Source organism: Maribellus sediminis (genome assembly GCF_011799805.1).
Lineage (GTDB): Bacteria > Bacteroidota > Bacteroidia > Bacteroidales > Prolixibacteraceae > Draconibacterium > Draconibacterium sediminis_A.
This window is the reverse complement of record NZ_WXUB01000001.1, coordinates 700,630-714,070: the sequence shown is the minus strand read 5'-3', so window position 1 is coordinate 714,070 and position 13,441 is coordinate 700,630. Positions and strand designations below refer to the sequence as shown.

Sequence of the window (13,441 nt, the reverse complement as noted above, 5' to 3'; positions counted from 1 at the left end):
CAGAAGAATCCTACCTGTGTTTTCTTTTCAAAACCGAATAGAACGCAGGTGGGATTTTTGTTTCAAAACGGAGTTTCTCACCACTCAAAGGATGCAAAAATTCCAGTTTTTGTGCATGAAGTCCCAGGCGTCGAATCGGACTCGAAGTGGCTCCATATTTTTTGTCGCCAACAATGCTGTGGCCTAATTCTTCCATGTGTACCCGAATTTGATTTTTACGGCCTGTTTCAATTTTAACTTCTAAAAGCGAAAATGCAGAACTCGCTTCGATCACTGAATAATGAGTCACGGCTTTTAATCCTTTTTTAGGATTTTGAGAAGCATGCACCTTAAAAACCTTGTCTTCGGTTAAATACGAAACAATTGTTCCTTCAGGTTTCTCCATCTTACCTTCCACCAAGGCAACATAGCTTTTTTGCGTTCCCGCCCCATTCCAATTTTCCTGAAGCAACTTTTTCGCCTCTTCATTTTTGGCAAAAACCATTAATCCCGAAGTTTCACGATCCAGCCGATGTACTATGAAAATTTTATTGTTTGAGTCGCTCCTTTTAACGTAGTCGCTCAACATACTATAAGCGGTTCTGCGCTTTTCATTTTTTGTGGCTACCGACAGTAATCCTGCTGACTTATCTATTACAATAATCGCCTCATCTTCATAGAGGATAGTGAATTCGGTGAATTTCTTTTCTACCCGGCTCCTACTCGCCGAAATTGTTATTTTCTGGCCCGAAAGAAGTGGATGATCGAATTGCGACACCACCTTGTCATCGACCCAAACCTGTTTGTTTTTGAGTAAGGATTTTATATTGTTCCGGCTTTTAGTTGGTAGTTGTGCAATCAGAAACTCCATTAAAACGGTGTTTTCTTTAACTACTAAGAGCATGTCCTTCTTTTGTGCGGGTGTTTGAGACGATCTGCCGCCGGATTTCTTTTGCATGAATTGTAATCAGATAATTATAAACCAAAGGTAAATATATTACTGATGCCCAAAGCTTATTTTTGCAATCCTTCCTTCGCTGCCGGCAGCAAAACCCGATAACTCCCCCGGTACTGCCCTGAAAGTGTAATAACCGTCTTCGGAAACAAAGTTCCAGTTTTGGCCGCCATCCGTTGAAACATCGCAACCGGTTTTACCAATGGCAAACAGAAACGAATGCGTACCCGATTTTACGGATTGAACACACGAGCGGTATTCTGCCGGCATGGTTTCAGACGACAACCAGTTCTTACCGCCGTCAACAGTATAAGCTGCAATGTTTGTATTTATTTCGGGTTGGTCGTAGATGCCTCCAACCACGGCTCCGGCTTTATCGTTTTGAAAGGCAACCGAAAATATTCCTGAAGAAGCTGTTCCACGAATCATGGGTGTTTTGGCTACGTCCCAGGTTAAGCCAAAATCTTCGGAATAAAATACCCGGGCAGCTTTCCCGCCACTGGCGATCCACGCTTTCCCCGAAGGTAAAAACTCGATGCAGGTATTCGAAGCAGCAAAATTCGCCTCACCTTCTTCCACCGGAGGAAGTGACTCAACTCTTTGCCAGGTGGCGCCACCATCTTCGGTTCTGATCACAAAAAACTTCCCCTCGATCGGATCACTTACTGCAAGCCCGTGCCTATCATCTGCGAATTTTAATGAATTGAAAAACAGTCCGGCGGTTGTATCGCGATAAACCACTTCCCAGCTTTCGCCTCCGTTAGTGGTAGAATAGCCAAAATCAGGGCCGGCAATTCCAAAAACAATGGCATGATTCTTATCCCGTGCATAAATACTTCTGAAGTCATTTTCTTCAGCGCCCTGAACTTTCATTTCCTTCCAACTCTCGCCTGAATCAGTAGAAAGCAAAATTGTACCTCCCGATCCGCTTGCCCAGATGACATTTTCATCAACTACAAACAAACCACGCAAGCTGGCTTCCGAGTTGGCTTCCAGCTTGGCGAATTCGGCTTTTACAGAAATTGAATTGTTTTGACATCCGAGCAGTAGCAATGTAATGAGCAGTAAAAAGGAAAATTTCTTCATGATGATTGTTGTTGATCCTCAAAAATAGAAAGCAAAACCGAGAATCACGAAAACCGTCAAAAAATCATGAAGAAATTTCTATTATCGGCCTATCCGGAATGGATTTAGATCAAGGCTGGTTTTTTCCCCGGCAATGGATTCACTTAGCAGCAAACCGGTTACCGGCCCCAGGGTCAATCCCATCATCGAATGTCCGGTTCCAACATGAATGTTTTGAAATTCAGGAACTCTCCCGATGTAAGGCAAACCATCAAAAGAACACGGGCGATGCCCCTGCCAAATTTCAGTTTCTTTTGGCTCAATATTTTGGTCGAGCCGGTAAAAAGAATTGGCGCCCTTAATTATATTCTGAACTCGCGCAGCGGTGATAGTATAACCCGTATAACCAATTTCCATACCGCCTGCAAATTGAGTCAGACCATTTCCGAGTGGCGTAGCTGCCACATTTGCATCGGCCAAAAGCGCCGGATAATTGACTGGCGTTTGCTTCGTCATAAAGCTGTAACCTTTGCCGGGCTGAACATCGATGTTCACTTTCAGCTTTTTCAGCAACTGCGAACTCCACATTCCGGCAGCGATCACCAACTCCTCAAATTCGAAGATTCCTTTGTCGGTTTCCAGAGCTGTTGCTTTTTGCGCAGAAGTTTGAATCGTTGTTACAGTACAATCTTTCACAAACTGAACATCTTTACTTTCGAGCGAAACATACAGCGCCTGCATCAGAACCGAAGGATTCAAATGATCATCGGAATGGTAGTGAAATCCACCCGAAACTTCAGCCTGAATTCCGGGTTCCAGCTTCCGAATATCTGCCTGCGATAACTCCTCTACGTCCAATCCTGCCTCCTTGGCAATTTCGGCTTCTTCACGCAAATCTTCGCCTGCTTTTTCGGCCTGATACAACATCAGCAAACCGTTTTGCCAAAGCGGAAAATCAAGTTCACCACTTTCCTTCAAATCAGTGAAAAGATCCTTACTCAGCAAACTTAAATCGCGTAGTACATTAATTGAGCGATGCACATGACGCTCGTTTGCCACAGCAGTAAATTTCAGGTACCATCGCAGCAGATCTTTTTCGGGGGCAATGCGAAAGCCAACCGGCGATTTTGAATTTAACAGGTTTTTAATGCCTTTTCGCAGCATGCCCGGCGAAGCCAACGGAATAACGTGACTTGGAACAATTAATCCGGCGTTGAAATGAGAGCATCCATTGGTAAAATCACCACGGTCGATGACGGTTACCTGAAATCCTTTTTTCTGTAAAAACCAGGCAGAAAACAGACCTACCACTCCCCCTCCAACAACAACTACCTTACTCATATTTTTTGGCATCAATAAAGATTAAAGCACCTGGAAACCGTGTGCATAAGGATCATCCTCATCGTCGATAAATATATTGTTGAACGATGTGATCTTCGCCCAGCCTTCGATGCTGGGAATGATGGCGTCGTATTCACCTACTTTGGTTTTACCTTCAACTCGCCCAAGAAACTGGCTGCCAATAATGCTTTCGTGCAGGAATTTATCGCCTTCGTTTAACTTTCCTTGCGCAGCAAGTTGTGCCATTCGCGCCGAAGTTCCGGTTCCGCAGGGCGAACGGTCTATGGCTTTATCGCCATAGAAAACCGCATTCCGTCCATCAGCTTCAGGAGAAATAGTTGCTCCGGTCCATTCGATATGAGAAACGCCTTGTATCTCGTTATTTTCAGGATGATGAAAAGTGTATTTTTCATTAATCAGTTTCCTAAGCGGGCGACTGATCGCAATCAGTTCATCGGCTGAATAATGTTCCATGCCTTTAAAGTTCTCCTGTGGATCGACGATGGCATAAAAATTTCCGCCATAAGCCACATCGAAAGTAAGTTTACCAAGATGCGGAGATTCAATTTCGAGGTTTTCACCCGCCAGGTACGACGCCACATTCGTTAATTTCACCGAACTCACTTTCTTGCCGTTCATTTGGTATTCCACTTTAATCAGGCCCGCCGGAACTTCCACCATCAACTGACCCGGTGTTTTGGGAGTTACCAGTCCCTGTTCAATGGCGACAGTTACGGTTCCAATTGTTCCGTGACCGCACATGGGCAGGCAACCACTGGTTTCGATGAACAATATTCCAAAATCGTTGGCAGGATCGACCGGAGGAAAAATAATACTTCCCGACATCATATCGTGCCCGCGCGGTTCAAACATTAATCCCTGACGGATCCAGTCGAACTCTTTCATAAAATGCAGGCGGCGTTCGAACATGTCTTTTCCTTTTAAAACAGGACCACCGCCGGCCACCACTCTCACGGGATTTCCGCAAGTGTGCGCGTCAACACAAAAAAAGGTTTTGGCAGCCATTTTCTTATCTGTTAATCACATTTTTTGTTAATTTTCCATCCACACGCCGCCAGATTCCAAGCGGATTGGCGTCCTTCAGTTCATCGGGCAGGTAAGCATCCGGAGCATCCTGAAAAGCTACAGGTCGCACAAAACGCTTAATTGCATCAACTCCTACCGAAGTAAAACGTCCGTCGGTTGAAGCCGGGAACGGCCCACCGTGTTGCATAGAGTAGCCCACTTCAACACCGGTTGGTACACCGTTAAAGATCAATCGGCCAACTACTTCCTGAACGATTTCGATAGCCGAAGAATACGCTTCAACATCTGCAGCAGTACAATAAACTGAAGCAGTCAGCTGACCATCAAAAGCCGCCATAACTGCTTCCAGTTCTGCTTTACCATCACATTCGATAAGCAATGAAAATGGCCCGAATATTTCTTCAGCCAGATCAGGATGCTGAACAAAATCGCTTCCTTTTACAATGGCCACAACAGGTTTTCCTGTTAATTGTACAGGTTCATTTTCCGATTCGGCCAACTTGGAAACCACGCCGTTTTCGAAAAAACTTTTTGTTTTCTGCTCGTAGTTGCTGATGATGTTTTTATGCAGCATTTTTTCGGGCATCAGTTTCGAAACGTTTGCTGCCAATTCGCTTTTAAAAGCTTCGGTTTCTTCTCCTTTCAATGCTACCAACACACCCGGATTGGTACAAAACTGTCCGGCTCCCAGGTTGATGGAAGAAGCAATAGTCGCTGCAAGACCTGCCGTATTTTCCTTAATTTTCCCGGGCAAAAGCAGTACCGGATTTACACTTCCCATTTCGGCAAAAACCGGAATCGGTTCCTTTCGCGTTTGAGCCAGATCGTACAAACTTTTGCCGCCATTGAATGAACCGGTAAAAGCAACTGATTTTACTTTCGGATGCAATACCAATGCCTGACCAATTGTAAAATCGGTGGCATTGAGCGATGAAAATACACCGTCGGGCATTCCTGTTTTCTGCGCTGCTTTAACGATAGCGCCCGAAACCAGTTCGTTGGTTCCTGCGTGGTAAGGGTGCGATTTTACAATTACCGGATTACCGGCAGCCAAAGCCGAGGCAGTATCACCTCCTGCTGTTGAAAATGCCAGCGGAAAGTTGCTGGCTGTAAAAACCACAACCGGCCCAACCGGCTGCAACATTTTGCGAATATCGGTACGTGGCAACGGTTTTCTTTCGGGCATAGCCGGATCGATGGAAGCTTCCACCCAATCGCCGTCCTCCAAAACTTTGGCAAACATGCGCAACTGATTTGTCGTTCGACCGCGTTCTCCGGTAATTCTACCTTCGGGCAATCCACTTTCGGCACAGGCACGTTCAATTAAATCCGAACCGATTGCTTCAATTTCATCAGCAATGGAACGCAAAAAAGCAGCACGTTCTTTCCCCAATTTCTTTTTGTAAACCGAATAAGCGCTTACAGCTTTTTGCACGGCTTCTTGCAACTCATCAGTAGTAGCCTGCACAAATTTCTCCGGCAATTGCTCCAATTTAATCGGACTAAAAGTCTGGAAACTCACGTCACCTTTTGCAGATAAACTAAACCCTATATTATTTTTTCCGTGGATCATACCAACTCTTTTTCCAGGTTCAAATACTCAGGCAATTCAGGACGCGTTTCAAGGGCTTTATTTAGAATTGACAACACACGCTCGCGTTCTTCTCCAATTAATGGCAAGCGGGGTGCGCGTACAATTTCATTTCCAATTCCCGTTAAACTCTCTGCCAGTTTAATGTTTTGAACCAGTTTTGTTGAAACATCGAGTTCGAGTACGGGCAGGAACCAACGGTAAATTTCGAGCGCCTCAGCAATTTTCCCGGCTTTGATCAGTCGGTAAATGGCCACGGTTTCTTTTGGGAACGCACAAACCAGTCCGGCAACCCAACCATCGGCGCCCATCAGCAAACTTTCCATTCCTAGCGTATCCACTCCGATAAGCACAGCAAAACGATCGCCAAAAGCATTTTTCATGCAGGTAACATTCGAGATGTCGCGGGTTGATTCTTTAACCGCCTGAATGGTTGGCAGGTCTTCCAGTTGATGGAACATATCAGGAGAAATCCAGATTTTGTAATCAGCCGGGTTGTTGTATAAAATGATTGGCAATTCAGTGGCCGATGCGACTTCACGCAGGAAAGTTACCGTTTCACGATCGTCAGAAGTATAACGCATCGGTGGCAGCAACATCAGGCCATCAGCGCCATTGTCGCGGGCACGTAAAGCAGCTTCAACAGCCAATTTTGTCGATGCCTCGGCAACGTTCATCAACACCGGAACACGCCCGTTTGAAGCTTCTTTTACGTGCTTCAGCAAAGCATCCTTTTCATCCTGGAGCAGTGTACTGGCTTCTCCAAGCGAGCCACCTAGTATAATACCGTCAACACCGGCTTCAATTTGTGCCTCAAGATTGACATCAAAAGCTTCAAAATCCAACTCGTCGTTTGCAGTAAACTTGGTTGTTACTGCTGGGAAAATTCCTTTCCATTCAAAATTCATGATCTATATTTTTTCAGTTATTAAATTCAATTTCGGTGTACTAACACGACTGTCCTTAAATATTGAAAAGATTCCTCACCGCCATTTGGCGGATTCGGAATGACAGGCTTATTGAAGATTTGTGCTGTTGGGAGGAGTGGTTTGGCCACGAACATTCGTGGCCAAACCACTCCTCCCAACAGCCCGCCATAACGTAACGACCTGTCATTCTGAGCGCATCCGTCAGTCGACGGAGAAGCGAAAGAATCTTAATATTTTTAGTAAACAGAAGTAATTTTCATTCATAAAAATGATATTCAAATCCTTTACTACAAAATTAGAACATAGAAAAAGACTATACTGTCTTAATATTATCATGAACTAATACTATCTTATCCATGTTTAATAGAATCAAGCACCTGGATCGAATATTAAATATTAGATAAAGGAATTATCGACATGAAAATTCTTCCATTTAAAATCGCAAAACCTGTTGACCAGTCGGTTTGGGTGCAGAACGAAAAGCTCCCCCATCTTTACGATATATTGCACCAGCATGTTGAGTTTCAAATCACCCTGATCAAGAAAAGTACAGGTAATATCATTGTTGGCAATCAGATTATAGCTTTTCAGCCCGGTGATATTTTTGTACTGGGATCTGGTCTGCCGCATGCTTTACGAAACGATCCGGAATACTATCACAACGATCCTGATTTATTTGCACATGCTATTTCTATTTATTTTGAAACCGAAGTTTTTGGTGCATCCTTCTGGAACCTGCCTGAAACACAGTCGCTCAAAGAATACATTCGAAAAGCTGATCGCGGTATCCACTACCCTGCTGTTCTTCATGGAGAAGAAGCCGGCATTATCGAGGCCATTTCCGAAGAAAAAGAGATCAGGCGCTTAACTTTACTACTCGATCTGCTTACCCGGCTTTCGGAATCGGGAAACGATAAAGTGTTAACTACTGAAGGCACTTACAACAAGTTGAATGAAACCGATGAAAAACGACTGGACGCTGTATTTCGGTTTACGCTGAATGAATTTCACCGGCCGATAAGCCTGGAGGAAGTTGCCGGTGTTTCGAATATGACAGTGAACTCGTTTTGCCGCTACTTTAAAACACGCACACGAAAAACCTATGTGAATTTCCTTACCGAATACCGCATTGGACAGGCTTGCAAATTGCTGCAACAGGAGGAAGTTAGTATTTCGGAAATTTGTTACCGGGTGGGTTTTGGCAACCTTTCGAATTTTAACCGGAAATTTAAAGAGATGAACGGTTGTACGCCGAATGAGTTTCGCAGAAAACAGGAACTTCAGAATGTGGTAGCCTAAAAAAACAGGAAAGCCGTCAGCCTTCCTGTTTTTGAAATTGATGCGTGTTTTTACGATCAACAATTCCGGGAGCTAATCTTCGTATTCGGGAAAATCATTCGATAACATTGTCCAAACCATTCCAAGTCTTTCGTAGAGGTTACTAATGTGTGTTCCGGGATTGGAGTATGTCTCGAATTGATGTTTAATATGCATCGCTTCCAGTTGCTCGTGAAACATTACATTCGATTGATACATCCCAAGATCGTCATTCGTCCCGCAATCGAAATAAACGGTTTTCAACTGCTTTAATTCGGTTCGATATTGTTCTGCCAGAACCATCAGACTTTGGGAATCCCATTTCGCCAGATTTTCAGGATTGTCCACCCAGTTGCCATCAACGTAATCAAGAGGAAGATCGCAGTAATAGGGTGGATTTTCGGGATTGGGCAGCCAGGCCTGCGACAAATTATAAGCGCCATTGTTGGCAAATTTAAAAGGAGCCTGCGGATCGTATGGAAGCGGTCCTTCCACCCCCCACATCTGATCTTCGAGCGCAATAAAACCGGTGAGGTACTGCAATAACGGAGCAGGAAAATGTGGTGGTGACAAGGCACCTACATAACGAAAAACCTTTGGGTGTTTCATTGCAGCGTTCAACGCTCCATAAGCACCTGCACAGTGTCCGCTGATGGCCCGCCAGTTAAAATGTGCGATGGTCCGGTAATTTTGATCGATGTATGAAACCAGTTCATCCACAATATAATCCTCATAATTTCCCTGGGTGGAAGAATTCACATACATGCTCGGTCCGTACTTTGCCCTCGCATCGGGCATTACGATGATCACCTCCTTCATGCCTTCGTTATCAATCAGATTGTTAAGCCAGGCCAAAAACCCTTCTTCGGGGAAATCGACAGGTGCTTGCAAACCTGCAGCCTGGAAAAAATATTCAAACGGAAGCGGGTCCAGCAACATATCGCCCCAGGCGGGTGTACCGTGAAGAAAATAAATCACCGGAAAATGTTTTTCGGGGCAGGTAAAATAACTTTTGGGCAAATAAACATTGACTTTCCGGGTGGCAGGATCATCCAGAATATTTCCCTCGAGTGACGAGAAATGCACGATGTTTGAAACAATTGTTCCTTCACCGATCTCCGCAGCTTTCGGGGTGGGAGTCGGATCATTTTCATCTGTTAAATACTCTTTTTCGCAGGCGGCCATGAAAAATACCGAAGCCAGCACTGCCAGTAAAATTTTGGTTTTCATTATTACTGATTTTATTGGTTAACTACTTACGAAGTTATACCAATGCCGGCTGTTCGGTTTTTTCGCTTTTCCCAGGGAGTTACGGACTCTTCCCAATACTTGCAAAGATTTCCCGGAACGCTCATTAAATACGAAGTCAATCTTTTAGGACGAGTGTTATCGCACCTTCTGTATCCCAGAACAATCCTCCGTCGGGCAGTACTTTGCCATTCACAACTTTTGTTGATCCGGTAATTCCTTCAAATCGACCTGTTCCCGCAACATAATCAGTATGCCCTGTTACCTCTCCTGTTACCGTATTGATCGACACGAATCCCAATGCAGAAACGCTCTCGCCGCAGGCGAATTTGACATCAGCACTTACTTCATTATAGATAACCGGTCCTGCAGGAGTAAGCATCAACTCGCAATACAGTTTTGTGTAGGTACTTTCTTCCTGAATGATCTTGCCAGAAATGTTCATATGTCCGTCTAACCAACCATAAGAACACATATCCACCCCGGCTTCCACAGGCATGCATTGAAACCTGGGAGCTGTTTCATCAGGAATAATTTGGGTCCAGCCTTTTACCTGAAAAGTCTTAATTTTCTCATACTTCGCACTTTTTGTTGTCAGGGAATGTTCAGGTTCATCAAAATCATCCTGACAGGCAACTGCGACGATCAGGATTCCAATCAATAAAAAAAATACTCGTTTCATAATTTCTCGATTTAAGGTTAAACATTGATTATTATCCTCAAAATTAGGATGAACACACGATTTGGGATTGTCGGATTTTCCCTGAGTTTTGTCTATTCATCCCAAACTGAAAGAGCAGTACTTCGGACCTATAATAGAGCACTGTCATTCCGTCCCGACTACTATCGGGATATTTCAGAACCTGTTGTTTTAATGCAGAGATGCTGAAATGAATTCAGCATGACGAATAATTAAAAGTGAATGGACACGAGACCAGGAGAATAAATGTTTTGGGAGAAATGAATGCTATTCAGTTCGAAATTACCTCATTGGTTTTCAAACTCTGATGCACAAAATCGGTAGGACTGTAGCCAAACTCTTCTTTAAATATTTTACTAAAAACCGATACACTTTTCATACCCACTTCGTAGCCCACTTCAGTGATATTCATCGAAGTGGTCTGGAGCAGTTCTTTTGCTCTTTTCATGCGCAGTGTTCGAATGTATTTTGCCGCTGAAATATTGGTAAGCGCACTGAATTTACGGTACAGCTGCGATTTGCTCATGGCCATTTCATTGCAAAGCACCTGGATCGTAAAGAACTCATCTCCCAGATTTTTAAGGATAACCTCATTAAGCTTTTGAAAGAATTGATCTTCTTTCCGCACCACCGGATTGTCGGAAAATTCAAGGCTGTTTCCGTTGTTGTACCTTTGAAAAAGTTTTCGGCGCAATTCGAGCAATTTTTGCATACGCACCAGTAATTCGCGTTGGTTAAATGGTTTTACAATGTATGCATCGGCACCGGTTTCCAGTCCTTCAATTCGGGATGGGATATCGGCTTTGGCAGTCAGTAGTATTATCGGAATGTGGCTGGTGCGGTAATCGTCTTTCAACTTCTTGCACAGTTCAAAACCATCCATTCCGGGCATCATCACATCGCTGATTATGATGTCGGGAATCTCTTCCACAGCCAGCTCAAATCCATCTATTCCATCTTTTGCGGCATGAATAGAGAAATGATTTTGATAACAGGCTTTAAGGTAACCGACCACATCCGGATTGTCTTCGATAATCAACAGTCGATAATGGCCATTGAAACCAGCTTGCAACAATTTGTCTCCATTAGCGCTTTCTTCCCACGACTCGGTCTCTTCATCAGCATCAGTCATTACCACTGAATTTTCGCTTGCAGGTACATAAGGCAAACACACCGTAAAAACCGTGCCTACTCCGGAATTGCTTCTAACTCGAACTGTACCCTCCAATAGGTGCACGAGTTCGCGCGTTATTGCCAGGCCAATTCCTGCCCCACCTTCTTTGCGGGTGCTCTTGCTTTCTACCTGGTAAAAGCGGTCGAAAATGGTATTCTGCTTTTCCGGTGGAATTCCAACACCGTTATCTTTAACTTCAAAACAGATATTTTCATTACGTCGATATACCGTCATAATAATCTGCCCACCCTCGGGCGTAAATTTTATGGCATTGCTTAGCAAGTTGGAAACAATTGATGCCAGTTTTTCAGGATCAAATTCAATTTCATACGACTGGCTTTCGGAAGAAAAACGCATGGAGATATTTTTCTCCTCTGCATAAAATTCCTGCAACTGAAAAACATATTTCAGAAATGGAATAATGTTTGCGCCTATTTTATTCACCGTCATCCGACCCGATTCAAGTTTACTTAAATCCAGCATCTGATCGACCAGCTGAAGGAGGCTTTTCCCGTTTTTTATGATGGTATCCATTTTACAGGAAACATTTGAATGACCATTGTTTTTAGCCGAATCGGCCAGCCCCAAAATAACCGTTAGCGGAGTGCGGAATTCATGTGTAATGTTGGTATACAACCTGGTTTTTGCATCGTTGATCTCTTTCTGATGTTCGGTTTCCCGGCGTTCCAGGTTGGTGAAAATTCGCTGTGCCAACAGTGCCGAAATAAAGAAAACCAGAGTACATGCCAATAAAGTTGTTGCAAAAACGATCAGGTTCCATTCCGGTGGAATCAAATCCTTTCCCGGTAGATTCTTATCGGCAATAGCCAGATAAACCACCGAAATAAAATAAAGCGAAAAAACCAGTATGATCTGTCGGGAGCTTTTGAAACTTAGAGAAACAAGCACAGGTACAATCCCGATCAGAACAATTCCCCCACAAGTTAAAAGGCCTCCTGTGTGATAAGTGAAATAGAAAACGATAAGCAGTAATCCGAGCTCTTTAGTGAGTATCAGATACTTCACTTTTTTCGCAAAAAAGAAAACTATCAGCAGCACCAAAGCAAAAGCAATTCCGGTTAATCCGAGATATCCCAGAACAGGAATATTACCGACAAGCGACTCGGCAATGCAAATCAGCATTCCTCCAATAAATCCCAGTTGCATTGCAAGATGAAATTTCCGCATTTCACGCTCCGACACATCAAATCTATCGAAAAGAAGGTAGTTCAATCGAGCCCATAAATTCTGATGTTTTGGGACAGAAGTCATTCTGTTTGTTTTAAGATTAGTTGAAAAACTGCATAGTTTAATAAGATAACTTTCTGATTTACGAATTTTTTCAAGTTTTGGATGCAAACAAATCTCTTAAACTCTTGGTGAACCCAAGTTAGCTTTAGAACTGCGAACCGAGTTGATGGATTTTCCCGAAGTTTTGATGATATGTCCCAGCAGAAAAATCCATCAACTCAAGAGCTTTCAATCTTTAAGAATCAGGGTTATTTCTCCCACTTCTTCCCAGCTGGCGATTCCGGTATCAGGATCAAGAACACCGTTAATGATGTTGCATTCGCCAGTAACTCCTTCAAATCTTCCGGTGCCACCGATATATTCATTGTATCCGCTGATTTCGTTGATCAGGGGATCCAGTACCATGTGGCTCACAAGAATAATTTTGTCTCCGTTGTTTCGTACAAGTTCAACATTGGCCGTTATAAACACCGTTGGTACTCCGTCGGTCAAATCCATTTCACAGCTTACCCCTTCATAGGTGCATTTTTCAGGCATTAATTGTCCCAGGATATTTACCTGGCCACTAACCCACCCGGTTTCGGCCAGTACCAAACCGCTTCCTTCGGGCAAGCAGGAAACAAAAGGACCGTTGAAATCTGGAATGGAACTGACATGCCCCCGAAGTTCAAAAGTTTTAGTTCTTTCGTACTTCGCACTCTTGGTCACGGGTGCGTTTTCAGGTTCAACAAAATCATCCTGACATGCTACGCAAAGAATCAGGATTCCGATCAGTAAAAAAAATACTCGTTTCATGATTATCATTTTTAAGGTTAATTGTGATAATCAAATTAGCTTTTTATTA

At 43.6% G+C, this 13,441-nt stretch carries 11 protein-coding genes; 1 reads left to right on the top strand and 10 read right to left on the bottom strand.

Annotated features, from left to right (window positions below):
- Positions 1-10: 10 nt before the first annotated feature.
- The 6 genes from HFD85_RS02695 to HFD85_RS02670 all read right to left on the bottom strand — a co-directional run bounded on the left by HFD85_RS02695 (position 11) and on the right by HFD85_RS02670 (position 6,886).
- Positions 11-883, bottom strand: a complete 873-nt coding sequence (locus HFD85_RS02695; RefSeq protein WP_167605061.1) for an RluA family pseudouridine synthase — start codon at positions 881-883, stop codon at positions 11-13.
- Between the two features lie 93 nt (positions 884-976).
- A complete protein-coding gene (locus tag HFD85_RS02690; protein ID WP_167605060.1) occupies positions 977-2,020 on the bottom strand; it encodes a beta propeller repeat protein in 1,044 nt (347 codons plus the stop codon).
- Positions 2,021-2,101: 81 nt separating this feature from the next.
- Positions 2,102-3,340, bottom strand: coding sequence for an NAD(P)/FAD-dependent oxidoreductase (locus HFD85_RS02685; protein WP_167605059.1), 1,239 nt, complete (start codon positions 3,338-3,340; stop codon positions 2,102-2,104).
- 21 nt (positions 3,341-3,361) lie between these two features.
- Complete coding sequence (locus HFD85_RS02680; RefSeq protein ID WP_167605058.1) at positions 3,362-4,366, bottom strand: 4-hydroxyproline epimerase; 1,005 nt, start codon at positions 4,364-4,366, stop codon at positions 3,362-3,364.
- A gap of 4 nt (positions 4,367-4,370) precedes the next feature.
- Complete coding sequence (locus HFD85_RS02675; RefSeq protein WP_167605057.1) at positions 4,371-5,960, bottom strand: aldehyde dehydrogenase (NADP(+)); 1,590 nt, start codon at positions 5,958-5,960, stop codon at positions 4,371-4,373.
- Positions 5,957-6,886, bottom strand: a complete 930-nt coding sequence (locus HFD85_RS02670) for a dihydrodipicolinate synthase family protein (protein ID WP_167605056.1) — start codon at positions 6,884-6,886, stop codon at positions 5,957-5,959. Before HFD85_RS02670 ends, HFD85_RS02675 begins: the two co-directional genes overlap by 4 nt.
- A 438-nt stretch (positions 6,887-7,324) precedes the next feature.
- Between HFD85_RS02670 and HFD85_RS02665 the strand changes: the two genes are divergently transcribed.
- Positions 7,325-8,206, top strand: a complete 882-nt coding sequence (locus tag HFD85_RS02665) for an AraC family transcriptional regulator (protein WP_167605055.1) — start codon at positions 7,325-7,327, stop codon at positions 8,204-8,206.
- 72 nt (positions 8,207-8,278) lie between these two features.
- Here HFD85_RS02665 and HFD85_RS02660 read toward each other — a convergent pair whose 3' ends face one another.
- The 4 genes from HFD85_RS02660 to HFD85_RS02645 form a co-directional block, all read right to left on the bottom strand.
- Positions 8,279-9,454: an alpha/beta hydrolase gene (locus HFD85_RS02660; protein ID WP_167605054.1), complete on the bottom strand. Its 1,176-nt coding sequence runs from the start codon at positions 9,452-9,454 to the stop codon at positions 8,279-8,281.
- A 136-nt stretch (positions 9,455-9,590) separates the two neighbouring features.
- A complete protein-coding gene (locus tag HFD85_RS02655; RefSeq protein WP_167605053.1) occupies positions 9,591-10,154 on the bottom strand; it encodes a hypothetical protein in 564 nt (187 codons plus the stop codon).
- A 289-nt stretch (positions 10,155-10,443) separates the two neighbouring features.
- A complete protein-coding gene (locus HFD85_RS02650) occupies positions 10,444-12,618 on the bottom strand; it encodes a hybrid sensor histidine kinase/response regulator transcription factor (protein ID WP_167605052.1) in 2,175 nt (724 codons plus the stop codon).
- Between the two features lie 207 nt (positions 12,619-12,825).
- A complete protein-coding gene (locus HFD85_RS02645; RefSeq protein WP_167605051.1) occupies positions 12,826-13,392 on the bottom strand; it encodes a hypothetical protein in 567 nt (188 codons plus the stop codon).
- Positions 13,393-13,441 lie beyond the last annotated feature (49 nt).

Excerpts from the sequence above, each read along its gene's own strand:
- HFD85_RS02695 (WP_167605061.1), bottom strand. The coding sequence starts at position 883 with ATGCTCTTAGTAGTTAAAGAAAACACCGTTTTAATGGAGTTTCTGATT.
- HFD85_RS02690 (WP_167605060.1), bottom strand. The coding sequence starts at position 2,020 with ATGAAGAAATTTTCCTTTTTACTGCTCATTACATTGCTACTGCTCGGA.
- HFD85_RS02685 (WP_167605059.1), bottom strand. The coding sequence starts at position 3,340 with ATGAGTAAGGTAGTTGTTGTTGGAGGGGGAGTGGTAGGTCTGTTTTCT.
- HFD85_RS02680 (WP_167605058.1), bottom strand. The coding sequence starts at position 4,366 with ATGGCTGCCAAAACCTTTTTTTGTGTTGACGCGCACACTTGCGGAAAT.
- HFD85_RS02675 (WP_167605057.1), bottom strand. The coding sequence starts at position 5,960 with ATGATCCACGGAAAAAATAATATAGGGTTTAGTTTATCTGCAAAAGGT.
- HFD85_RS02670 (WP_167605056.1), bottom strand. The coding sequence starts at position 6,886 with ATGAATTTTGAATGGAAAGGAATTTTCCCAGCAGTAACAACCAAGTTT.
- HFD85_RS02665 (WP_167605055.1), top strand. The coding sequence starts at position 7,325 with ATGAAAATTCTTCCATTTAAAATCGCAAAACCTGTTGACCAGTCGGTT.
- HFD85_RS02660 (WP_167605054.1), bottom strand. The coding sequence starts at position 9,454 with ATGAAAACCAAAATTTTACTGGCAGTGCTGGCTTCGGTATTTTTCATG.
- HFD85_RS02655 (WP_167605053.1), bottom strand. The coding sequence starts at position 10,154 with ATGAAACGAGTATTTTTTTTATTGATTGGAATCCTGATCGTCGCAGTT.
- HFD85_RS02650 (WP_167605052.1), bottom strand. The coding sequence starts at position 12,618 with ATGACTTCTGTCCCAAAACATCAGAATTTATGGGCTCGATTGAACTAC.
- HFD85_RS02645 (WP_167605051.1), bottom strand. The coding sequence starts at position 13,392 with ATGAAACGAGTATTTTTTTTACTGATCGGAATCCTGATTCTTTGCGTA.